The following is a 22,820-nucleotide window of genomic DNA, read 5'->3' as shown; positions in this document are numbered from 1 at the left end:
GCCCGTCGAACTCTCCCTTCCATTCGCCGACACGAATCGCTACTCTGAGCCGCCCACATCGTGCCAAAACGATTGGGCAGAAAGGGGCAACCCCATGACGGAGAAGATGCGGCCCTCCCGCCGCGCCGTCCTCCAGACCGCGGCGACAGCCGCGGTACTCGCCGCGCTCAGCTACCTGGGCGCCGAACCGGCGGTCGCCGAAACCACGCCGCCCCAGCAGGCCCAGCGGCCTGCGCCCCGACGCCGAGTCCCTGTCGGCCTCCTGTAACAGCGAAGTTGCGAACGAACGAGAGGAACACAGATGGAATCCAACGTCTATGACGTCACCGATTGGAAGACCCCCGGGAAACCGATCGACCCGCGGTACGACATCGGTGCGGTGATCAACAGCATCATCGCCGACATCAAAATGCGCCAGACCGACCCGGCCGACAAGCCCGGCGCGGTGATCTACATCCCGCCGGGGACCTACTCCTTGAAGACCCGCGTCGTCGTCGACGTGAGCTTCCTCACCATCCGAGGCTCCGGCCACGGGTTCACGTCGCTCTCCATCCGCTACAACTCCGACACCACCGGTTGGCACGAACTGAACCCGGGCGGTAGTCACATCAAGGTGGAGAACACCGATGGCGCCTCCGAAGCGTTCCTCGTGGCCCGCAACGGCAACCCACGGCTCAGCGCTGTCGCCTTCGAGAACTTCTGTCTCGACGGTGTGTCCTTCGGCAGCAACCAGAACTCGTACCGCAACGGAAAGGTCGGCATCCGCTTCGGCACCGACAACGATTCGGCGCGGATCCGCGGGATGGGGATGGTGTATCTCGAGCAGGCTCTGGTGATCCAGGGCCCGGACGCTCTCGACGTATCCGGCAACTTCATCGCCGAGTGCGGGACCTGCATCTTCATCCTCGGTGGGAGCCAGGCGACCAAGATCGAAGGCAATCACCTGGGCGCCGGCCCGGTCGGCTTCTCGATCTTCGCCGAGAACAGCAACGGACTCCTCATCACCGGGAACAACATCTTCCCGCGCGGAATCGACTCGGTGCACATCAAGAACTCGTTCCGGTCGAACATCTCCGCCAACCGCCTCCAGTCGTTCTATCCCGGAAGCATCACGCTGGAGGGCAACTGCAAGGAGAACCTGATCAGCTCGAACGTCTTCGAGCGACAGGTCGAGACGTACGGCCCGTTCATCGGTATCGGAAACGGACTGGACGACGACTTCGGGGTCGTGCAGGTCAACGGCGACGGCAACACCATCACCTCCAACCACGTCACGCTGATCATCCCGCCCGACCAGGTGAAGCCGGCCGGCGGCACCGCCGCGATCTTCCGGATCAAGAACGGCGACCAGAACCTGATCGGCGCGAATCACGTCATCTCCAACCTCGCCGTCCACACGGTCGTCCTCGACGCGGGTACGACCAACTCGCACGTCTTCGACAGCGGGACCCAGCAGCAGCTGCTGGCGAACTCCACCAGCTACGGGTTCCGCCCGACGCCGTAAGTTGGGCGGGTGCGAGGGGGACCCCCTCGCACCCGCTCCGAACAGACGAAAGGCCGTCCATGTTCGCGAACCTGACCGGTTGGCACCTTCTTATCGTTCTCGCTGTCGTGCTCCTCCTCTTCGGAGCCGCGAAGCTGCCGGCGCTCGCACGAGCGCTCGGCCAGTCGGCCCGCATCCTCCGCAGCGAAGCCAGAGACCTCCACGACGAGCCGAGCCGAAAGCCGAATCAGTCCGACACGTGACTCGGCACCGCCTCGGATCACGCAGCACACCATGGGAAAGACAGATGCCAAGCACCACGAGATACGACGTGACCACCTGGCCCTTCGGCGACGCGAAGGACGACATCGGCGAGGTGATCAACAGCATCATCGCTGACGTGAGACAGCGGCAGAACGGCTCCGTCGATCCGGACGGCGGCAAGCCCGGGGCGGTGATCTACATCCCGCCGGGGGACTACCGCCTTCGCACGCAGGTGCTGATCGACGTCAGCTTCCTCCGTATCGAGGGCTCGGGACACGGCTTCACGTCCTCGAGCATCCGGTTCAACGTCCCCGAGGAGCAGTGGCCGGATCTCCACGAGCTCTGGCCCGGCGGCAGCCGCATCCTGGTCGAGATCGCGGCGGATGCCGGCCATGACGAGTCCGCCGGTGCCGCCTTCCTCGTGAAGAGAACAGGCAGCCCACGGATCAGCTCGGTGGAGTTCTCGAACTTCTGCATCGACGGGCTCCACTTCCGGGCCGACGGGTCGGACCTCCACCCCGAGAACACCTACGTCAACGGCAAGACGGGCATCTACGTCGCGAGCGCGAACGACTCCTTCCGGTTCAACGGAATGGGTTTCGTCTACCTCGAGCACGCAGTCACCATCTACAACGCCGATGCGCTCTCGATTCACGACAACTTCATCGCCGAGAGCGGCAACTGCATCGAGTTGCGTGGCTGGGGACAAGCCTCGAAGGTGACGGACAACCTGATCGGCGCCGGGCCCCGCGGCTATTCGATCTTCGCGGAGAACCACGGCGGCCTCCTCATCACGGCGAACAACGTGTTCCCGCGCGGCGCCAGCAGCGTGCACCTCAGGAGCGTGACGAGGTCGAGTGTGACGAACAATCGTCTGCACTCGTTCTACCCGGGCATGCTGATCCTGGAGCAGAACGCTTCCGAGAACCTCGTCGCCGCCAACCATCTGCTTCGCGACCGCGAACCCTGGGCTCCGTTCATCGACGTGGACAACGGACGCGACGACCTCTTCGGACTGCTGCTCATCGAGGGCGCCAACAACTCGGTGATCGGGAACCACTTCTCGGAAGTCGTCGACTCGCGCAAGCTGCGTCCCGGCGGCGCCACCCCGATCATCATCCGCCTCGCCGAAGGGGTCGGAAACTACGTCGCGAACAACCACACGGTCGCCCTGGATGTCCGGTCCACGTCAGGAGACTCGGCGTTCGACGCGCAGGTGGACGCTCTGCTCGCAACGGCTGCGACAGCGCCCCTCGACATCGTCACGGTCCTCGTGGAGCCGAGCTCCAGCGGGAACACGATCCTCGATTCCGGAACCGACGCCCAGGTCGATCTCGACCGCACGGTGAATGCCTTCCGGGCGACGCCGGGCATCGGTTCGTAGTGCCGACCCCGTCGCTCCTGCGTCAGACCTGGGGGCGGCCGGCGCGGCGGTGGGCACCGCGCGACCTCGCGTGACTACTGTGCGCCGGTCGACTCCCGGACGACGAGCTGCGCCTCGGTCTCAGGCCCGGCCTCGGGCTCGGGCGCATCGGTGACGGCGCTCAGTGCCAGTTCTGCGACATAGCGGCCGAGGCCCGCCGTGTCGACGCGCACGCTCGTGAGGCTGGGGACGAACAGCGATGCCAGGGGACTGTCGTCGTGGCCGATCACTGCGACATCGCCCGGCACGGTGTGGCCGGAGCGGAGAACGGCGCCGGCGACGAGTGCTGCGATGTCGTCGTTGTAGGCGACTACAGCGTCGACTCCCTGCGCGAGCCAGGCCTCGACCGTCCGGGCCGCATTGGTCGGATCGATGTCCGCGTCGGCGGCGAAACCCTCGCCGGTCCGTTCCACGAGCGTTCGACCCGCGAGGGCGCGGCGGGTGCGCACAAGGTCCGCGATGCGCGGATCGGCCGAACCGGCGAATGCGAGCGTGGTACGGCCCCGCTCGAGGAGGTGCTCCACCTGGAGGCGCGGTCCTTCGACATAGCGGAGACCGTCGTCGGCGGCCTCCGACTGGTCCTCGAGAACGGCCGCGATCACGTGCTGCACGCCACTGGCGCGGATCTCCGAGACCGTCTTGCGGGGGAGGGGCGCCATCCCGAGCACGACGTCGGGACGGAGCGTCTCCCAGAGCGGCTGAGCCTGGCCGCCGGGGTGCGGCGTCATCGTGACCAGCGAGTACCCGGCCCGATCGAGAACCAGCGATGCCTCATCCAGGTGGGTGCGCATGCTGTAGTCCATCGGCCAGTCCGGGAGGATCAGCAGCACGATGCGGCTCTGACCGCTCCGGAGTGCGCGTGCGGCCGTGTGCGGCCGGTACCCGAGGCGCTTCGCCTCCGCCAGCACGCGCTCCCGGGTCGCGGGGGAGATCGTCTGACCGGGGGTGTTGTTCAGGACGAAGCCGACTGTGGCGCGGGAGATGCCCAGCGCGCGCGCGACATCGGCCGCGGTCACGCGCTTGAGGGTTTCCGAATTCGTCACAGACTCTCCTTCGCCAACTCGACTCTATCTCGCACTTGCACGTGCTAGCTATTCGCGTCTATAGTGACTTCACTAGCTCGTGCTAGTGCCCTTCCCCGAACAGAGCCCCTGACGATGGAGTCACCTGACATGTCGAACCCCACCAGCGACGAACCGGTCGTCGCAGCGATGCCGGCACCGCTCCCCGCCCCGACCGTCAATCCCGAGGTGATCGCCGAAGAGGCGCAGACCCCGCCGGAGCTTCCGAAGGTCGGCGCCACGTACATCTGGTTCATGGTCCTGGCGCAGTTCGGCGTCTTCATGGCCTTCATCACCCCGATCGCGATCTCGCTCGCGATCCGCGTTCAGGCTCTCGCGCCGGGTCACGCCGAGTACCTCGGTTACATCACCGGCGCCGGTGCCCTCTTCGTCATGCTGAGCGCCCCGTTCATGGGCGTGTGGAGCGACCGCACGCGGACCCGGATCGGCCGCCGCCGCCCGTTCATGATCGGCGGCATGGTCGTCGGCGTCATCTCGCTGGTCTGGATGGCGGTCGCACCGTCCGTCGTGCTGCTCGGGGTCGGCTGGGTCCTGGCGCAGTGGGGATGGGGCACCGTGCTCAGCAACCTCCAGATCTCCACTGCGGACCGCCTCCCGGAGTCCCAGCGCGGCAAGGTGGGCGGTCTGACCGGCTTCGCGACGCAGATCGCTCCCGTATTCGGCGTCGTCATCGCCCAGTTCTTCACGGCCAATGCTTTGCTGCTCTTCCTCGTCCCCGGCGCGGTGGGCGTGGTCCTGGTGACACTGTTCGTGACGCTCGTGCACGAAGACGACAGCCGCGGGCTGCCGAAAGACCACCTGACCGTCGGGCGACTCCTGCGGAAGTACGTCTACAACCCGGCGCAGTTCCCGGACTTCTCCTGGAACTGGCTCGGCCGCTTCCTCTTCTACTTCGGGCTCACCCTGAACACGACCTTCACCGCCTTCTTCTTCGCGGAGCGCATGGGGGTCACCGTCGACAAGGTGGCCGGCGTCATCGCCGCCCTCGGCGGCATCGGCGTGCTCGCCACGACGGCCGGCGCGCTCGGTGGCGGCTTCCTCTCCGACCGCCTCCGCCGGCGCCGCGTCTTCCTCGTGCTCGGCGGTGCGGTGATGGCCGCGGGCATGACGACGATGGCCCTCTCGGCCTCGCTGCCCTTCCTGATCGCGGGCTCCCTCGTGGTGTCGCTCGGCATCGGTCTCTTCGCCGCCGTCGACCAGGCGCTGCTGCTCGACGTCCTGCCGGAGAAGGACACCGACGCGGGCCGCTTCATGGGCATCACCGGCTTCGCCACCTCCATCCCGCAAGCCGTCGCACCGCTGGCCGCCTCCGCGATCCTCCTGATCGGGGTCGGCGGTGGGCAGAAGAACTACACACTGCTCTTCCTCGTCGCCGCGGCACTGGTCCTCCTCGGCGGGCTCGTCATCCTCCGCATCCGCTCCGTCCGCTGAACCCCGTAAGGCTCGTCATGACCGTCACCGTCACCCCCGTCCGGTTCGAACACCACCGCGATGCCCTCGGCATCGGCGAGGCCGCGCCGCGGCTGAGCTGGATCGTCGAGGACGCCCCGGCCGGCTGGTCCCAGGCCGGCTATCAGCTCGAGGCTGGTTCCGGCGAGGTCGTCTACGTCAGCAGCGGCGAATCGGTGCTCGTCCCGTGGCCGTTCGCCTCGCTCGGTTCGCGGGATCGCGAACGCGTGCGCGTGCGGGTGACCGGTGCGGACCGGACCGTCTCCGAATGGTCCGAGTGGGCGCAGGTCGAGGCCGGGCTGCTCCACCCGGACGACTGGACGGCCCAGCTCATCGCACCGGCTCCCGGAGCGGCCGCCCTCCTCCGGCGCACGACCGAGCTTCCCGCCAAGCCGGTGCGCCGAGCCCGCGTCTACGCCTCAGCGCACGGCCTCTATCAGCTCGAGATCAACGGCCGGCGGGTCGGAGACGACGAGCTCGCACCCGGGTGGACGGCCTACGAGTCGCGCCTGCGGTATCAGACCTACGACGTCACGGACCTGATCCGCGGCGGAGAGACGACCATCGGCGCGTGGCTCGCCGACGGCTGGTGGCGCGGCTACCTCGGCTGGGACGGACGCAGGGAGTGGTACGGCACCGAACTGGGGCTGCTGGCCCAGCTGGAGGTCGAGTACGAAGACGGCGAACGACGGGTGATCGGGACCGACCGTGCCTGGGAGAGCGCCGCCGGGCCGACCGTCTCCGCCGACCTCTACAACGGAGAGCACTTCGATGCCCGGCTGTACGATCCGGGCTGGTCGACGCCCGCCAGCACGACGGGCGACTGGACGCCGGTGACGGTCTCCGAGCTCGACACCGGCTTGCTGGTCGCGCCCGACGGTCCGCCGGTGAAGGTCACCCAGACGGTGCCGGTCGCCGACGTCATCGTCTCGCCGTCCGGGCGCACTATCCTCGACTTCGGTCAGAACCTCGTCGGCCGCCTGCGGATCACCGTGAACGGGGACGCCGGGGACACGATCGTGCTGCGCCACGCCGAAGTCCTGGAGGCGGGAGAGCTCGCGACCGAGCCCCTGCGCGGCGCCGAGGCGACGGACACCTACGTGCTGCGCGGCGGCGCCACGGAAGAGTGGGCGCCGCGATTCACCTTCCACGGGTTCCGATTCGCGGAGGTGACCGGCTGGCCCGGCGAGTTCGACGCCTCCGCGGTCGTCGCCGAGGTGCTGCACTCCGACCTGGAGCGCACCGGCTGGTTCGCCGCCTCCGATCCCAAGCTGGATCGGCTGCACCAGAACATCGTCTGGGGGATGCGCGGCAACTTCGTCGACGTCCCCACCGACTGCCCGCAGCGGGATGAGCGGCTGGGCTGGACGGGAGACCTCCAGGTCTTCGCCCCGACCGCCGAGTACCTCTTCGACACGGCCGGCTTCCTGACGTCGTGGCTGAAGGACCTCGCCGCCGAGCAGGCCCGGTACGGCGGCACACCGATGGTGGTCCCCGCGATCACGACCGGGTACACCGGGCCGATGGCCGGCTGGGCCGACGCTGCCACTGTCGTGCCGTGGACCCTGTACCAGTCGACCGGTGACCTCGATGTCCTCGGGCGGCAGTTCGACTCGATGCTCGCCTGGGTCACCGAGGTGGAGGCGGCGGCCGGCCCCGACCGGATCTGGTCTGCCGGCTTCCAGTTCGGCGACTGGCTCGATCCCTCCGCGCCGGCCGGTCGTCCCGAAGCCGCCGCCACGTATCCGGAGATCGTCGCGACCGCGTACTTCGCGCGGTCGGCACGCATCGTCGCCGACGCGGCAGCGCTTCTCGAGCGCGCGGAGGCGGACCGGCTCCGCTCGCTGGCGGACGAGGTCGCCACCGCCTTCCGCCGCGAGTACGTCTCCGAGGCCGGGCGCGTCCTCTCCGACTCCGCCACGGCCTACGCGCTCGCGCTCCAGTTCGACCTCGCCGGCGACGCTGCCGCGCGGACGCGGGCCGCCGACCGGCTCGCCGAAATCGTGCGCTCGAACGGCTTCACGATCGCGACCGGGTTCATCGGCACACCGTTGATCTGCGATGCGCTGTCGGCCAACGGCCACCTCGACACCGCCTACAAGCTCCTGTTCCAGACGAAAGCGCCCTCCTGGCTCTACACCGTCGATCAGGGCGCCACCACGATCTGGGAGCGGTGGGACTCGCTGCTTCCCGACGGCACCGTGAACCCGTCCGGCATGACCTCGTTCAACCACTACGCGTTCGGCGCCGTCGGCGACTGGCTGCACCGCGTCGTCGCCGGCCTCGCACCGGCGGCACCCGGATACCGGCAGCTCCGCATCGCACCTCAGCCTCCCCGTCGCGGCCTCACGTCGGCCTCGGCCCGGCTGAAGACGCCCTACGGCACCGCCGAGAGCGGCTGGGTGCTCGGCGACGGCGAACTCCGGCTGGCCGTCCGCGTCCCGATCGGGGCCACCGCCGAGGTGGTGCTGCCCTCCGGCGCCCGGCAGGTCGTCGGCCACGGCGAGCACGAGTTCACCGAACCCTTCGAGGTCGACCAGGAGACGCACGCCACCGTGACCGTCGACACCCCGCTCGGAACACTCATCGAGAACGCGGAGGCAATGGCCGTCCTCACCGGCGTCATCACCAAGCACGTCCCCGAAGCGGCCGACCACATGGCCGCGGGGCTGCGCGGACAGGAGGCCGTCACGCCGCGCCAGATCGCCGCGATGCTCCCTGGACCAGACGCGGTCCTCGCCGACCTGGAACGCGGCTTCGCGGCCGTCAGCTCGGGCGAACCCGTGCCGGACGACGTACTCCACGCGCCCGAGCCGACCGTGGACGACGACGCGCTCGCCCGCGACGCGGCCCTCCTCACCGGACGCGACTTCTGGTCCACCCGCGACGGTGACGGCATCCGCTCGCTCGTGCTGGTGGACGGCCCGCACGGGGTCCGTCGGCAGGGCGGCACGGCCGACAACCTCGGCTTCAACCAGAGTCTCCCGTCCACCTGCTTCCCTCCCGGGGTCGGCTTGGGCTCCACCTGGAACCCCGCCCTGGTGCGGGAGGTCGGCGCGGCGCTGGGCCGCGAGGCGCGCGCTCTTGACGTGGACGTGCTGCTCGGGCCGGCGATCAACATCAAGCGCTCGCCGCTGGGCGGTCGGACCTTCGAGTACCTGTCGGAGGACCCCCGGCTCACCGGGGCGATCGCCACCGAGTACGTGCACGGCCTTCAGAGCACCGGCGTCGGCGCGTCCCTGAAGCACTTCGCCGTCAACAACCAGGAGACCGAGCGGATGCGCGTGGACGCGCAGGTCGACGACCGTGCTCTCCGCGAGATCTACCTGCCCGCGTTCGAGCAGGTCGTCACCGAGGCGCAGCCCGCGACCGTGATGAGCGCGTACAACGCGATCAACGGAGCGTTCGCCTCCGAGAACGAGTGGCTCCTGACCGAGCTGCTCCGCGACGAGTGGGGCTTCGAAGGCCTCGTCGTCTCTGACTGGGGCGCGATCAAGGACCGCGTCCAGGCGCTGAAGGCCGGCCTCGATCTGGAGATGCCCGGCACCGGCGACGAGGGCACGGAGGCGATCCTCGCCGCCGTGCGCGACGGACGTCTCGACCGTTCCGTGGTCGAGCGGAGCGTCGCCCGGCTCGCCGAGCTCGCCGAGCGCACCGCCCCCGCTGCCGGCGACCACACCTTCGACGCGGACGCCCACCACGACCTGGCCCGCCGAGCGGCCGGCGAGGCGATCGTGCTGCTCCGGAACGAGAACGACACGCTGCCGCTGCGACGGGGCCGGCGCGTGGCCGTACTCGGGCAGCTCGCCGCCGAGCCGCAATACCAGGGCGGCGGCAGCTCGCACGTGAACCCGACGCGCCTCGACATCCCGGTGGAGGAGCTGCGCGCTCGACTCGGCTCGGAGGTCGTCTTCGCTCCCGGCTACGACCGCACCGCCCCGGAGGCGGACGAGCGCCTGCGTGAGGAGGCGGTCGAGGCAGCGCGCAACGCCGAGGTCGCGGTCGTCTTCGTCGGCCTGTACGAGGAGGACCAGTCCGAAGGGTTCGACCGCACGCACCTCGACCTCCCTGACGCGCATGTCCGCCTCATCCAGGCCGTTGCCGCGGCCGCACCCCGGACCGTGGTCGTGCTCTCCAATGGCGGTGTCGTCTCGCTCGAGCCATGGCACGACAGCGTCGACGCGATCGTGGAGGGCTGGGCACTCGGCCAGGCCGTCGGCCACGCGCTGGCAGCCGTCCTCACCGGCGACATCAACCCGTCCGGCCGGCTCGCCGAGACCATCCCGCTGCGGCTGGAGGACACCCCCTCCTACCTCTCCTTCCCGGGCGAGAACAAGGTCGTCCGCTACAGCGAGAGCGTGTTCGTCGGCTACCGCTATTACACGACGGTCGGGCGCGCGGTCCGCTATCCGTTCGGGCACGGACTCAGCTACACGACCTTCGAGTCGGCGCTGGAGGTGGAGGCGACCGGTGCTGACAGCGCGATCGCTCGCGTGACGGTCACGAACACCGGTGCCATCGCCGGTGCGCACGTCGTGCAGCTGTACGTCGCGCCGAGCAACGCGCCAGTCCGGCGCCCGACCCGTGAGCTCGCCGGTTTCGCGAAGGTACGGCTGGAGCCGGGGGAGTCGACCACGGTCGAGATCCCGCTGGTCCGGCGCGCGTTCGCCTTCTGGGACACCCCGCAGTCGCGCTGGTGGGTCGCTCCCGGCCGCTACACGATCCTGCTCGGTGAATCGGCCGAGCAGATCATCGGCGAGCAGGCGATCGACCTGGACGGCGATGTGGACGCACCCCAGGTGCTGTCACTCGCATCCACCGTCGGCGATTGGTTCGGCCACCCCGTGGTCGGCCCCGCGCTGATGCGGGCGATGATGGCGGGCGCATCCGACGAACAGCTCGCCGCCGCAGAGGCGAACGGCAACATGCTCAAGATGGTCGAGTCGATGCCGATGGGACAGTTCGCTCGGTTCCCGGGAGTCGAGATTCCGGACGAGGCGCTCGACCAGCTGATCGCGTTGAGCAGTGATGTCGCCGGCGCAGCCGACCTCGCGGCGGCGCAGCAGTGACGGCCACCGATCCGAGAACCCGCGTCCTCCTCACCGGCGCCACCGGCAACTGGGGACGCGCCGCGCTCCGTGAGTTCCGCGAGCGAGGCGACCGGACGCGCGTCGTCGCGTTCGCGCTGGACACCCCGCAGGACCGGGCCGTCCTCGACGAGTTCCACGACATGGAGAACCTCGAGATCTTCTGGGGCGACCTGCTGAACTCCGCCGACGTGCAGCGCGCCATCCGGGACGTCGACCTGATCCTGCATGTCGGCGCCGTCGTCTCCCCGCTCGCCGACCAGCATCCCGAGCTGGCGCAGCGGGTGAACATCGGCAGCATGCAGAACATCATCCGCGCGGTCGCGGCACTGCCGGATCCGGGATCGGTCGGGGTCGTGGGCATCGGCTCCGTCGCGGAGACCGGCGACCGCACTCCGCCGATCCACTGGGGACGGGTGGGCGACCCCATCCGGGTCTCCCGGTTCGACGAGTACGGGCAGACGAAGGTCGTCGCGGAGAAGCTGCTGATCGAGTCGCGGCTGCCGAAGTGGGCGTGGTTGCGTCAGACCGGCATCTTCCATCCGGGGATGCTCGCCCTCCGCGACCCGATCATGACCCACTCCACGCTGGGCGGCGTCATGGAGTGGGCGACCGCGGAAGACTCCGCCCGGCTCCTGGCCGGCCTCGCCGAGCGCGACCTGCCCGACGAGTTCTGGGGCGGGATCTACAACATCGGCGGCGGCGAGGAGTGGCGGCTGACGAACTGGCGGCTCCAGACCGCCATTAGCGGTGCCCTCGGCGTCACCGACGTGCGCGGCTGGTACGACCGCAACTGGTTCGCCACGCAGAACTTCCACGGGCACTGGTACACCGACAGCGACCGGCTCAACGACCTCGTGCCGTTCCGGAAGGACACGTTCGATGAGGCGCTCGCGCGTGCCGTCGCGACGCTCCCGAGTTCAGTCAGGTCGGCCGGCCGGGTCCCGGGATGGATCGTGAAGAACCTCGTCATGCGACCGCTCACCCGGAAGCCGCGCGGCACCATGCACGCCATCGCGCACCACGACGAGGCGGCGATCCGCGCCCACTTCGGGTCGCTCGAGGCATGGCACGCCATCGGCGACTGGACCACGTTCGCGGTGCCGGAGCCTTCGCGAACTCCGGCGTACCTGGATCACGGCTTCGACGAGGACAAAGCGGCAGAAGGCTGGGATCGCACCGACTACGTCCACGCCGCCGAGTTCCGCGGTGGGGAGGTCGTCTCACCGGTGGTTCAGGAGGGGCGCCCCCGCGAGCCGCTGATCTGGAGCTGCGCGTTCGGCCACATCTTCGCCGCCAGCCCGCTCCTGATCCTGATCGGCGGCCACTGGTGCCCCGACTGCACGCGCGACACCGCCGGCTACGAGCGCCAGGCCGAGCACAACCCGTTCCTCGCCCAGCTGTACTCGCACACGCCCGCGCGGCGTGACGAGGCCGCGCGGCGCTGACGGCCCACGTTCAGGAGTACTCCATGTCGATTCGAGCGCTCGCGATGGACGCCATCGTCAAACGGGTCGTTGCCCGCGGCGGCACGCAGGAGGTCGCCGCGGAGATCGCCCGACGCCACGCTGAGGGTCCGCCCGCCCCCGCCGCCGTACCGCCCTCCGTTGCCAAGCGGTTCCGCGTCAGCGAGGAGCGGGTGGCCGGGTCACGGGTCGTCACGCTCCGCCGCCGCGACGCGACGCCCGGTCGCGCTCTCGTCTTCCTCGCCGGCGGTGGCTACGCGCACCCCATCGCGACCGCGCACTGGAAGGCCGTCGCCCGGTTCGCGACGGCCGCCGGAGTCGACGCCGTCGTACCGCTCTACGAGGTCGTTCCCGTCGGTGACGTCAGCCGTGCGCGGGCGTTCGTGGCGGAGGTCCTCGCTACGACCATTTCGGAGCGCGGTGCCGGCGAGGTATACCTCGCCGGCGACTCCGCGGGCGCCGGCCTCGCGCTGAGTGTCCTGCAACTGCACCCGGAGGGAGTCCGCGCCGCCATCCTCCTGAGTCCGTGGCTCGATGTCGAACTCGCCCACCCCGCAGCCGATGTGCTGCAGACCTGGGACGCGATCCTGGACCCGGACGAGCTCCGGCACTGGGGCCGGGCATGGGCCGCTGAACTGTCGACGTCCGATCCGGTGGTCAGCCCGCTCCACGGCCGATTCGACGGCCTGCCGCCGGTTCACGTGGTCTCGGGCGGTCGCGACCTCCTGCTGCCTCAAGCTCTGGAGGCCTACCGTCTCCTGCGGCGGGCAGGTAACGCCGGCACCTTGACCTATTCGCCCGACGGCAACCACGCGGTGGGACTCAGCGGCTCCGCCACCCCCGAGGCGAAGCGTGCGCACGACGAAGTCGTCCGCATCCTGCGATCCTGACCGAGGAGACGACCCTTCATGCTCACCCTTCAGCAGACGTCACCGGCGGCGGCCCTCGCAGACGCCTCATGGATTACCACGCCCGATGTCGTGCCAGCGCCCGGTGAACGCCCGGCGTACGAGTTCCGTCGCGCCTTCGCACTGGTCGGCAGGGCGACGAGCGCGATCCTCACGGTCACGGCCCACGGCGTGTACGAGGCGTTCCTCAACGGAGAGCGAGTCGGCTCCTTCGAGCTGACGCCAGGCATCACCAGCTACCGCAAGACCCTCCAGGTCCAGCAGTACGACGTGAGCTCCTTGATCGTCGCTGGGCGGAACGAACTCGTCCTGGTCGTGAGCGACGGTTGGTTCCGCGGCCGCGTCGGCGCGCACCGCGTGCCCGACAGTTTCGGAACGCAGACTGCTGTAGTCGCGGCGCTCGCGATCGAGAAGGCAGAAGGCACTATCCGGGTGGTTACGGACCGCACCTGGGCGACCGGTGTCGGTGCGATCGTCCGAGCCGACCTGATGGACGGGCAGACCAGCGACCTTCGCCGTATCGGCCGCACCGACTGGCAGCGGGTCGCGATCTCCGACGACCCACTGACGCAGGACACCGACCGGCTGGTCTGGTCGGTCGCCCCACCAGTACGCAAGACCGAGACCTTCAGTCCCGTCGCGATCACGCGCCTCCCGTCCGGGCGGCAGATCGTGGATTTCGGGCAGAACCTGAACGGCTGGGTCCGCCTCACCCAACTGGGCCCGGCGGACACCACCATCCAGCTCACCCACGGGGAGGCTCTCGACCAGGAGGGTGACCTCACCCTTGAGCACCTCGACATCACCGTCGCCCCGGGGCTCCCGAAACTGCCGGTGGGTCAACGTGACACCGTCATCTCCCGCGGCAACCCGTCCGACGTCTTCGAGCCCCGGCACACGAGTCACGGATTCCGTTACGTCGCGGTCGACGGGCTGGAAGACGACCTCACTCCCGAAGACGTCAGCGCTCACCAGGTGCGCACCGACCTCCATCACACCGGGACGTTCTCCTCCAGCGACCCGCGACTCAACGAGCTCCACCGCATCGCCGTCGCCAGCTGGAGGTCGAACAGCCTCGACATCCCCACCGACTGCCCGCAACGGGAACGCTGGGGATACACCGGCGACTTCCAGATCTTCGCCCGCAGCGCCGCCTACCTCGACGACATCAGCGGATTCGCCCGCAAGTGGCTGACCTCCCTGGCGGACGACCAGCACGCCGACGGCACGATCACCAATGTCGCGCCCGATTGCGGAATCGAACCCGACCCGGTGATCCCCATCTCCTTCGACGGCTCCGCCGGCTGGGGAGACGCCGCGACGATCGTGCCGTGGGAGCTCTACCGCGCCTACGGCGACCCAAGCATCCTGGCGGAGACCGCCCCCATGATGCGCGCCTGGGTGGACCACGCCGCGCGAACCGCGGCCGGCGGACGCCACCCGAGCCGCGTGGCGTCCCGGCCGGAGCCGGCGCCGCACGAGCGGTTCCTCTGGGACACCGGATGGCACTGGGGCGAATGGCTGGAACCCGATGTCCCGTTCAACCCCCAGGGCGACCCCGCGATCGTCGCCACGGCGTACCTGGCCCGCTCCGCCCAGCTCACCGCCGACGCCGCCCGGGTGATCGGAGACGCGGCCGAAGCCGAGCGGTACGCGCGACTCGCGCGGGATGTGGCCGATGCCTGGCGAACGGAATTCCTCAACGCCGACGGAACGCTCACCGTCGCCACGCAGGCGAACTACGTCCGGGGTCTCGCCTTCGGTCTCATCCCAGCCGAGCTGACCGCGGCCGCGGCAGATCACCTCGTGCGGCTGGTCGAGGAGAACGGGACGCATCTGGGCACCGGCTTCCTCTCCACGGGGATGCTCCTGCCCGTCCTCGCGGACAACGGTTATCCCGACGTGGCCTACAACCTCCTGTTCCAGACCGACGAGCCCGGTTGGCTCGTCATGCTCGAACGCGGCGCCACCACGGTGTGGGAGTCGTGGTCCGGCATCGACGCGGACGGGAACCCGCACGAGTCGCTCAACCACTACTCCAAAGGTGCGGTCATCGCGTTCCTGCACGAGTACGTCGCCGGGATCCGCCCGGCCGAGCCCGGGTACACGAAGGTGGACATCCGCCCCCACCTCGACGAGCGCCTGACGTGGGCTGAAGGGACCCTCGAAACCCCGCACGGCGTCATCCGCAGCCGCTGGGAGCGCGACGGTGCGAACGCGACCATCCGAGTCGGCATCCCCCAAGGCGTGACCGGGATCGTGCACCTGCCGAACGGCGAACTCCACGAGGTGGCAGCGGGCGATTGCACCTGGAGCACGGCTATGCCCGCGCGAGCCCCTCGCACCCCCTACCCGGATCTCCGCGCTGCGCGCGCCAACGCGGCCCAGGCGCCTTCGGACGAGCCATTGAGCTGGGGTCGAATCGACCCGGACGTCATCACCCTCGGTGAGCTCCTGGACGACCCGGCCTCGCGCGAGGTGTTCGATCGCGTAGTTCCCGGCGTCGCGGACAGCCCGATGATCGTTATGGCGCGAGCCGTCCCCTTGAACACGGTGCTGAAGATGGCCGCCGGGTCGATCGCTTCGGCGGAGATCCGAGAACTGCGCGCGCAGCTATCTCGGCTCTGAAGCCCTCGAGAAGGCGGCAAGCGCAGCCCCCACAGAAACCCCACAACTCCAGTAATTGTGAGGGGTGCAAGGTCATCGGGGCGCCGCGAAATTCCGCGGTTTTCCGGGCATCTTGAGACGGGTTAAGGGGCACCGTCAGGGTTCAAATCCCTCCGTCTCCGCACTTGGGCTCCTCCCAAATGAATTCGGCGGAACTGTCCTAATTCAATCGTGACGTCGTTTCAAGCGCCTGATCAGGTACTTTTTTGGGTCGTATCTTCCGATTGCTCGCTCCGGAGCCTCGGGGCTGAGCGTTTGGGACCGCGGCCATCAGTCACCTCACAGGCGTGTCGCAGCGCGTCTGGCTTCCTGCGTTGCTCGTGTCACGTTTCGCTTCGGGACACTTCGAATCAAATCGCCGCAAGTGACGATCTTGGTTGAGACATCATCGGTGACGGCCACCAAACTGCATCGATGGCCGGCGCCACTTCCCTGCGTAAGCGGCAAACGCAGCTGAGAGGTGCACGGTCAGTGCAAGACCTCGAACGCCAAGGCGGCTGTCCCCGTCCAACCGGGGAACGCATCGATGCGAACGTGTGAGCTCACGACGTCGGCCGAACCCACCATCATCCTTTTCGTCCGGAAGACGGTGAGCTGCGCGTGACCGCCACGAGTTTCGCGGTTGGTCGCGGTGAACTCGCACATGCGCATCCACAGGTTCCCAGTGCCTTCACGAGCAACGTTCGCGGCCGAGTACAGCGCGACCTGAGCGAGTTGCGACGTCAGCGCCAAGCATTCGACAATCCCGAGATCCGCTTCGGGAGGGTCAGCCAGAAAGGTGCACGCGGCCGTCCCCTCGGAGACAACGAGGGAGTCGGCCATCAGCCGGCGGTGACGGTACCCGTCCGCGAAGTACCGGTCTGCGCGCGGGCCGAGGAGAGCGTCAGGGTCCACTACGCCGCTCAACACAGGGGAGCTGACCGGTCGAGCTGGAAGCATGAACGATACCGACACCTTCAGGGTGCCGATCCGGCAGATGACCTCTGCACTGGCCGTGGAGGCTGGACGGGCCAAGCGGGCGGTCGCTGATATTCCGGTTTGGGCCAATTCGGGACGACCGCCGGCACGAACGGTGACGCCAGAAACCGGAACCTCTCCGCCCGCGGCTGCGCAGCCGGAAGCGATCAGAGCTATCGAGCCGAGAGAAGCGGCGACCGCAATCGCGTCGATAGTGCCGAGGTGCGCGACTCGAGCGACCCCTTCCCGTCGCCACTGCCGTAATCGAACGGAGGCTTCGACCAGGACCCCGCCATCCGACTGTTCGACCACGACGTCCTCCAGCCACTGCTCCGTTTGCCGGAAACCGTCGCCGAAGTATCGTTCGCGAGCTGGTCCAAGACGCGATTCAAGAGCGTCCGTGGTCACGCGAGACCCGGAATCATGATGAAGAGTACGGTTTTAGGCGCTATGGTCGTGTAACTACTGGCCGAAGGGATGGGCAACTTCGGAATGGCGAAGCAAGAACGCGCGGAACGCACCCGTGTCGCGATCCTCGAGGCCGCAGCGAAAGAGTTCGACGAGTTCGGATACGAAGGCGCCCGGCTGGAACGGATCGTTGAACGCACCGGTGCGACCAAAGGCGCCGTGTATTTCCACTTTCGATCCAAGCTCGACATTGCGCGGGCACTGGTGGAAGAGAAGTACACGAACTGGCCCGTCATTGTGGCCGAAGTGGCCGGGACCGGGTTGCGGGGATTAGCGGCGGCGGAAGAGCTGACCCAGCGAGTTGGCCGGGTCTTCGCGCAAGATGTGCGCGTGCGAGCAGCGATGAAGCTCACGCAAACGGTGCTTCCGCCCGCGCCAGAAGACAACCCGTACGAGCGGTGGACCCAGCTCATCACGGTCTTCGTCGCCCAAGAAGTCGAGGACGCCGGTCTCCAGCATGTGAAGCCGCGCGAGGTGGCTACGGTCGCAGTCCAGTCGTTCTTCGGGGCGTACATGATCGCCCACGAGTTGGGTCGCCTCGACACTCTCCCCGACGACGTCAAGCGGCTCTGGCAGATCATCGGCGCTTCGTTTACCTTCCCAGCGGCTGCCCCCGCAACCGTCGCCTAAACATACCGGGAAGTCTGAACGGTCTCTCACCCCTCAAAAGGGGTCGCCGCTGCGTCAGCATGGTATTTCGCCAATCGGGACCGGCTCGCGGAAGCCGGACGCTTCCAACCAACCGGAAGAGCGAAGCCTAAAACTCCAACTGACCGATCAACGGCTTGCCCACAGTCAGCAGTAGCACGCCGACAAACGCCAGCGACGCCGGAATCATCGCCCACCACGGGTGGCGCCGGCGTCGAATCGGAACAAACGCGGACACCGCGGCGAGAAGCCCGAAGAGCGTCGGCGGCAGCAGGAAGAAGTAGAAATAGGCGCTGCTGAGTGCCAGCGCAGAATTCGTCACCAGCCACACCACGAGCGGGAACAGTGAAATCGCAGCGACCGCCAGCAGTGCCAGAGTCACAAGAACGTAAGGCGCCATCGTGAACACGATGGTTCGGGGCGACTGGGCGGGCGAGGTAGCGGCTGATGCGTTCACAATCGCATTCTTGCACCACTTGCAGAAACAAGCAGGGAGGTCGGTATTATTTCGCTCAGTCGCCTGAACAACCGTCCGGGCGCTGAAACGATCGGGGAAATGAATGAGTCTACGAAAGCGGTTGATCGCAGCTGCCGCGGCCGTCGGAATCGTGGGGGCGGCCGGAGTCGTCGCAGCGACACCGGCGTATGCGGCCTGGGATTCATGCGCATCCGGCCAGATGTGCGCATACGTTGACGCCAACGGCGGCGGCCCGGCAATGCGGGCGTACTACAGCAATAGCAGCTGGAACGGCAGCTGGGGGAACTACAACAACTCCGCCAGCTCCATCTGGAACAACGGCAACTCGCAGAACGTGAACGTCTACGTCAACCAGAACTACAGCGGCAGCAACTTCACCGTCTACCGCGGTACCGGCAACCGACACACCGACCTGTACTGGGACCAGACCGGAGGCGTCGGGATAGCGTTCTGGAACGACAATCTCGAGAGCAATCTCTGGACCTAACGCTCCGACACCTCACCAGAAAGCAGTCGTCGGCGCACGCGGGGGAACACACATGTCAGCATCCAGAACCATTGTCATCGCGTTCATCGCGTGCGCCGGCGCTGCCGGGCTCACCGCCTGCAGCACAGCTGCGCATAGCATCGACGTCGACTTCTCGAAACGAACGGTCATCAGCGGGCAAGCAAAACTCGACGAGGGCACAGACAGTGCAGTTCTTCCCCTCGACCGATACATGCCCTCCGACGCGGAAGACAGAACCGTCGACTACGCCATCGACTTGAGCCTGCGCAGCTGCATGGCAGGCAAAGGGTTCGACTTCAAGGTCATCGACCGCCGGCAAGGCCATTCGACCGTCGGCTTCCGCCTCTTCGGAGTTTGGGTACTCAACAAAGCGGCGCAGTACGGGTACAACCCGCCGCCGCCGGATCAGGTCACACAACAATTGCAAGCGTTGAACGCACAAACGACGACACCGGACTCCCAAGCCGCCTACTCCGCGTGCCTGGACGCCGCCGCCAAGAAGTTTCCACGGGTCGACCCAGTGTCCACGCTCGCCGCGCAAGGAGCGGCAACCGCGTTCGACAAAACCATCCACGACGACAGCGCAGGGAAGAAGATCGTCGCTGACTGGCGATCATGCATGAGTGGCCACGGGATCGCGCTCGCAAAAGACGGCCTGAACGTCGACGTGTCCAACGTCAACGACGAGCAGAAGACCAAAATCGCAGTTCAGGACGTTGAATGTAAAACCGCGACGAACGCCGTTCAACGACTTGCCGACATCGACGCCAGCTACCAAACAGCGATCGTGAACCAGAAGCAGGCAGCGCTCAACGACGAGCGGACGAAGATCGACAAAACGCTGGCGGCAGCGCAGACCTACATCGACCAGAATGGCTGAGCAGATCGCACCCCAGGTCAGAGTGCCCAGGTTCCCCAAGCCCATCACAACCGTCGTGGTCCTGCTGCTCATCATCGCCGCCGCCGGCGGCGGACTCGCCATCGGATACCGGATGCAATCTGACGTCGCCGCGTCCATACAACAAGCGCAGACCCCTGTCGAGACCACCGCGCTGGTGGAATCAAAAGCGTATTCACTTCCCCCGATCGTCGGCACTGTCGGGGCGATCAACTCGTTCGACTACGCAACGACGATCAACCCAGCCGTTGTCACCCGACTCGGCGTAGCACCCGGCGAAGCCGTCAAAAGCGGATCCCTGCTGGTGTCCATCAACGACTCACCCGTCTTCGCATTACGGCTCGCAATCCGACCGTGGCGCGACCTCGCAGTAGGTGACCGTGGAACCGACATCGCATCCCTCAACGACGAACTGAACGCACTCGGGCTCCGCAAAGGTGCAGCCAGCGACACGTACAACGACGCGACACGGGACGCCGTTCAGAAGATGTTCAAACAGGCGAAGCTGGACGCACCGGGCACCCCAGCGGGCGCGTCCCTCCCGCTCGCGAACATCGCAGTGCTCCCGCAAGGGGACTACATCGTCAAGTCCAGCGTCGCGCGCGGCTCCGCAGCCGGAGAGGGACCAGTTGTGCACGCGGTCCAAGCGGCCTCCCAGGTCGTCACAGTCCTCGACGTCGTCCATGCACAATCAGCGAGAGCCGGGTCGAAAGTCGATCTCACCATGAGCGGAGGCGCTCACCTCGGCGCAGGCTCCATCGCCAGGGTCGGGGAGTTCCGCGCCGGGGACCCGAAAGCATCCGGATTGGACGCGCAATCCGGGTACCCGGCCACTATCACGTTCGACAAGCAGCCCGAGGCGTCCCTGGCCGGCGACGAACAGGTCCAGATCACTTTCCCCTCCGACACCGCCGCCCAGTCGTCGGTTCCGACGATCGCTATCCACCAGGCCGGAAACCGGACGTGGGTTGTTGTCAAACAGGACGGGAAGAAGACCAACGTTGACGTGAAACCGGAATGGCAGCAGGGAGGGTGGACCGGCGTCGCCGCCGGCTCAAACCTCAGCCCCGGAACCGTCATCGTCCTCAGCGGCGCTGTGAATGACAACCACTGAGTCCGCGCCGCTCCTCAGCTTGCGAGGCGTCGGCCGCCGATACAACCGCACCGGCGCGTGGGCTCTCACACGCATCGACCTCGACATCTACCGCGGCGATTTCATAGCCATCACCGGTCCGTCCGGGGCGGGAAAATCAACACTCCTCAACGTCCTCGCCCTCCTCGACTCGTACGACGTCGGCGAATACCAGCTCGACGGGCAGGACATTCGAGCGCTCCCGCGGCGCAAGCGCGACACCCTGCGTGGGGAAACGTTCGGTTTCGTCTTCCAACACTCGAATGCGATCGACAACCGGACGGTGATCAAGAACGTCGAAGTGCCTTTGGTATCGACGGCGGCACCGTTCGAGGAGCGTGCCACCCGCATTGGCGAAGCCCTCACCCAGGCGAACATCATCCACAAAGGATCGCAACGTGTCTCCCTGCTCTCCGGCGGCGAACGGCAACGGATGGCGATCGCCCGAGCTCTCACCACCAAACCCGCGGTTCTCTTCCTCGACGAACCGACCGGGAACCTCGACTCCGCGAACTCCGCCGCGATCATGGACCTCCTCGACGAGCTCAACGCTTCCGGCACTACGATCGTGCTCGTCACCCACGACGCCGCCCTCGCCGCCCGCGCCCGCCGGCAGATCACCGTCAACGACGGAGTCATCGCCGAGATCAGCGCCGACGCGACCCGCCCGGCGGTCACCGGTCACGAGACACGAGCACGTGGCGACGACCACCGGCGATGGTGGCGACGAACCGTGGACGCCGTCTGCGAAGCCGCCTGGAGCCTCTGGGACAACCGAACACGAAGCGCCATCGAGATCCTCACCACCGCTGTCGCCATCTGTGGTCTCGCCGCCAGCGTCAGCCTCGGACTGACCGCCAGCAACCAAGTGGATCAACTCATCTCCGCCGCATCACAGAACATGGTGACCGTCGCCACTCAACAACCGACTGGCACCGCAGAAGCATTCAGCGACGACGCGCTGCAACGCGTCGCACGCCTCGACGGGATCGTTGCCGCTGGACGGCACGACCGCGTTGCCGCCTCGGACGCCGACATCTCACGATTCGGGGCGAATGTGCCCGGCGATACCGCGAGCGTTGAACTCGTCGGGGCAACGGCTGGCACATTCCAGGCGCTCCGGATATCCTCCCCGCCCATCGTTGCTGGGCTGTTCGAGTCGAAAGGGCCGGGCCAGAACATCGCCGTAGTAGGTGCCGCGGCCGCGCGATCCCTGCATGTCGGCTCCGGTCCCGGGCAGACGATCTTCGTAGGCAACCACGCCTTCGATGTGCTGGCGATCACGTCCAGTGCCAGCGTCGCCAACTCTGTCGTCGTCCCGCACGCGGCCATCGTCTCCTTGCGGTTACCGGCGAAACAGACACTTGTCGCACGCACGGCGCCTGGTCGTTCAGCCGTGGTATCCGATGCTGTGCCGCTAGCGCTCGACCCCGGCAACCCGGGGGCGTTCACGGTGACCGGCGCAGCCAACCTCGGCCAACTCCGCGGTGACGTTTCGAGTTCGTTCCAGTGGCTTCTTCTGCTGCTCTCCAGTGTCCTCCTCGCGGCGGCCATCATCGCAACGTCGGCGATCATGAGCAGCGCTGTCATCCAGCGACGTGCGGAGATCGGCCTGCGGATGGCGACCGGCGCGAGTCCTTCGTCGGTCGGGTCGCTTTTCGTCGTCGAGGGAGGTGTGCTCGGCGCGGTCGGCTCCGTCTTGGGGGTCTTCCTGGCGGTCGGCACGGTGCTGCTCGTGTCGATGGCTCGCGGGTGGACGCCGTATTTCGACTTCGTCAGCCTGGTCGGAGCTCTCGTCATCGGAGTTGTCGCTGGTTTGCTCGCGTCGATCATTCCAAGTGTCCGCGCGAGCCGGATCCAGCCGGCAATCGCGGTTCGGGGGTAGCCCGTCAAAGACGGCAC

At 67.5% G+C, this 22,820-nt stretch carries 17 protein-coding genes; 14 read left to right on the top strand and 3 right to left on the bottom strand.

Annotated elements, in window-relative coordinates:
• Positions 1-94 precede the first annotated feature (94 nt).
• The 4 genes from HNR13_RS20425 to HNR13_RS20410 are packed head-to-tail and all read left to right on the top strand — an operon-like array spanning position 95 to position 3,131.
• On the top strand, positions 95-268 hold the full coding sequence (locus tag HNR13_RS20425; RefSeq protein WP_179608727.1) for a twin-arginine translocation signal domain-containing protein: 174 nt from the start codon (positions 95-97) through the stop codon (positions 266-268).
• Positions 269-301: 33 nt separating this feature from the next.
• Positions 302-1,504 carry a NosD domain-containing protein gene (locus tag HNR13_RS20420; protein WP_179608725.1) on the top strand — a complete coding sequence of 401 codons (1,203 nt, stop codon included), beginning with the start codon at positions 302-304 and terminating at the stop codon, positions 1,502-1,504.
• 59 nt (positions 1,505-1,563) lie between these two features.
• Complete coding sequence (gene tatA, locus HNR13_RS20415; protein ID WP_179608723.1) at positions 1,564-1,746, top strand: twin-arginine translocase TatA/TatE family subunit; 183 nt, start codon at positions 1,564-1,566, stop codon at positions 1,744-1,746.
• 44 nt (positions 1,747-1,790) lie between these two features.
• The gene (locus HNR13_RS20410; protein ID WP_179608722.1) at positions 1,791-3,131 is read left to right on the top strand and encodes a NosD domain-containing protein; all 1,341 of its coding nucleotides are present in this window, start codon (positions 1,791-1,793) and stop codon (positions 3,129-3,131) included.
• A gap of 74 nt (positions 3,132-3,205) precedes the next feature.
• Here the strand turns inward: HNR13_RS20410 and HNR13_RS22105 are convergent, their stop codons facing one another.
• Positions 3,206-4,213: a LacI family DNA-binding transcriptional regulator gene (locus HNR13_RS22105; protein WP_343063643.1), complete on the bottom strand. Its 1,008-nt coding sequence runs from the start codon at positions 4,211-4,213 to the stop codon at positions 3,206-3,208.
• Positions 4,214-4,342: 129 nt separating this feature from the next.
• On the opposite strand from HNR13_RS22105, the gene HNR13_RS20400 reads away from it, so the two are divergent.
• The 5 genes from HNR13_RS20400 (at position 4,343) to HNR13_RS20380 (ending at position 15,790) form a co-directional block, all read left to right on the top strand.
• Positions 4,343-5,683: an MFS transporter gene (locus HNR13_RS20400; RefSeq protein WP_246312825.1), complete on the top strand. Its 1,341-nt coding sequence runs from the start codon at positions 4,343-4,345 to the stop codon at positions 5,681-5,683.
• Between the two features lie 17 nt (positions 5,684-5,700).
• The gene (locus tag HNR13_RS21765) at positions 5,701-10,770 is read left to right on the top strand and encodes a family 78 glycoside hydrolase catalytic domain (RefSeq protein WP_246312824.1); all 5,070 of its coding nucleotides are present in this window, start codon (positions 5,701-5,703) and stop codon (positions 10,768-10,770) included.
• Entirely contained in the window at positions 10,767-12,236 is a 1,470-nt protein-coding gene (locus HNR13_RS20390) for an NAD-dependent epimerase/dehydratase family protein (RefSeq protein WP_179608718.1), read from the top strand. Before HNR13_RS21765 ends, HNR13_RS20390 begins: the two co-directional genes overlap by 4 nt.
• A gap of 23 nt (positions 12,237-12,259) precedes the next feature.
• Positions 12,260-13,144 carry an alpha/beta hydrolase gene (locus HNR13_RS20385; RefSeq protein ID WP_179608716.1) on the top strand — a complete coding sequence of 295 codons (885 nt, stop codon included), beginning with the start codon at positions 12,260-12,262 and terminating at the stop codon, positions 13,142-13,144.
• Between the two features lie 90 nt (positions 13,145-13,234).
• Complete coding sequence (locus tag HNR13_RS20380; protein WP_343063642.1) at positions 13,235-15,790, top strand: alpha-L-rhamnosidase; 2,556 nt, start codon at positions 13,235-13,237, stop codon at positions 15,788-15,790.
• A gap of 507 nt (positions 15,791-16,297) precedes the next feature.
• Here HNR13_RS20380 and HNR13_RS20375 read toward each other — a convergent pair.
• Entirely contained in the window at positions 16,298-17,194 is an 897-nt protein-coding gene (locus HNR13_RS20375; protein ID WP_179608712.1) for an AvrD family protein, read from the bottom strand.
• Positions 17,195-17,263: 69 nt separating this feature from the next.
• Between HNR13_RS20375 and HNR13_RS20370 the strand changes: the two genes are divergently transcribed.
• A complete protein-coding gene (locus tag HNR13_RS20370; protein WP_246312823.1) occupies positions 17,264-17,884 on the top strand; it encodes a ScbR family autoregulator-binding transcription factor in 621 nt (206 codons plus the stop codon).
• Positions 17,885-18,011: 127 nt separating this feature from the next.
• Here the strand turns inward: HNR13_RS20370 and HNR13_RS20365 are convergent, their stop codons facing one another.
• Entirely contained in the window at positions 18,012-18,359 is a 348-nt protein-coding gene (locus tag HNR13_RS20365) for a hypothetical protein (RefSeq protein WP_179608710.1), read from the bottom strand.
• A 103-nt stretch (positions 18,360-18,462) separates the two neighbouring features.
• On the opposite strand from HNR13_RS20365, the gene HNR13_RS20360 reads away from it, so the two are divergent.
• From HNR13_RS20360 to HNR13_RS20345, 4 genes are read left to right on the top strand one after another with little or no spacing between them, the layout of a single operon-like run.
• Positions 18,463-18,867 carry a peptidase inhibitor family I36 protein gene (locus HNR13_RS20360; RefSeq protein ID WP_281369294.1) on the top strand — a complete coding sequence of 135 codons (405 nt, stop codon included), beginning with the start codon at positions 18,463-18,465 and terminating at the stop codon, positions 18,865-18,867.
• A gap of 52 nt (positions 18,868-18,919) precedes the next feature.
• Positions 18,920-19,768, top strand: coding sequence for a hypothetical protein (locus HNR13_RS20355; RefSeq protein WP_179608706.1), 849 nt, complete (start codon positions 18,920-18,922; stop codon positions 19,766-19,768).
• A complete protein-coding gene (locus HNR13_RS20350; protein ID WP_179608704.1) occupies positions 19,761-20,900 on the top strand; it encodes an efflux RND transporter periplasmic adaptor subunit in 1,140 nt (379 codons plus the stop codon). Before HNR13_RS20355 ends, HNR13_RS20350 begins: the two co-directional genes overlap by 8 nt.
• Complete coding sequence (locus HNR13_RS20345; protein ID WP_179608702.1) at positions 20,887-22,803, top strand: ABC transporter ATP-binding protein/permease; 1,917 nt, start codon at positions 20,887-20,889, stop codon at positions 22,801-22,803. The genes HNR13_RS20350 and HNR13_RS20345 overlap by 14 nt, the downstream gene beginning before the upstream one ends.
• Positions 22,804-22,820 lie beyond the last annotated feature (17 nt).

The organism is Leifsonia shinshuensis (assembly GCF_013410375.1).
Taxonomy (GTDB): domain Bacteria; phylum Actinomycetota; class Actinomycetes; order Actinomycetales; family Microbacteriaceae; genus Leifsonia; species Leifsonia shinshuensis.
This window is presented reverse-complemented; position numbering and strand designations above follow the sequence as displayed.

Coding starts and splice junctions, on each gene's coding strand:
- HNR13_RS20425 (WP_179608727.1), top strand. CDS start 95: ATGACGGAGAAGATGCGGCCCTCCCGCCGCGCCGTCCTCCAGACCGCG.
- HNR13_RS20420 (WP_179608725.1), top strand. CDS start 302: ATGGAATCCAACGTCTATGACGTCACCGATTGGAAGACCCCCGGGAAA.
- tatA (WP_179608723.1), top strand. CDS start 1,564: ATGTTCGCGAACCTGACCGGTTGGCACCTTCTTATCGTTCTCGCTGTC.
- HNR13_RS20410 (WP_179608722.1), top strand. CDS start 1,791: ATGCCAAGCACCACGAGATACGACGTGACCACCTGGCCCTTCGGCGAC.
- HNR13_RS20400 (WP_246312825.1), top strand. CDS start 4,343: ATGTCGAACCCCACCAGCGACGAACCGGTCGTCGCAGCGATGCCGGCA.
- HNR13_RS21765 (WP_246312824.1), top strand. CDS start 5,701: ATGACCGTCACCGTCACCCCCGTCCGGTTCGAACACCACCGCGATGCC.
- HNR13_RS20385 (WP_179608716.1), top strand. CDS start 12,260: ATGTCGATTCGAGCGCTCGCGATGGACGCCATCGTCAAACGGGTCGTT.
- HNR13_RS20370 (WP_246312823.1), top strand. CDS start 17,264: ATGGGCAACTTCGGAATGGCGAAGCAAGAACGCGCGGAACGCACCCGT.
- HNR13_RS20360 (WP_281369294.1), top strand. CDS start 18,463: ATGAGTCTACGAAAGCGGTTGATCGCAGCTGCCGCGGCCGTCGGAATC.
- HNR13_RS20355 (WP_179608706.1), top strand. CDS start 18,920: ATGTCAGCATCCAGAACCATTGTCATCGCGTTCATCGCGTGCGCCGGC.
- HNR13_RS20350 (WP_179608704.1), top strand. CDS start 19,761: ATGGCTGAGCAGATCGCACCCCAGGTCAGAGTGCCCAGGTTCCCCAAG.
- HNR13_RS20345 (WP_179608702.1), top strand. CDS start 20,887: ATGACAACCACTGAGTCCGCGCCGCTCCTCAGCTTGCGAGGCGTCGGC.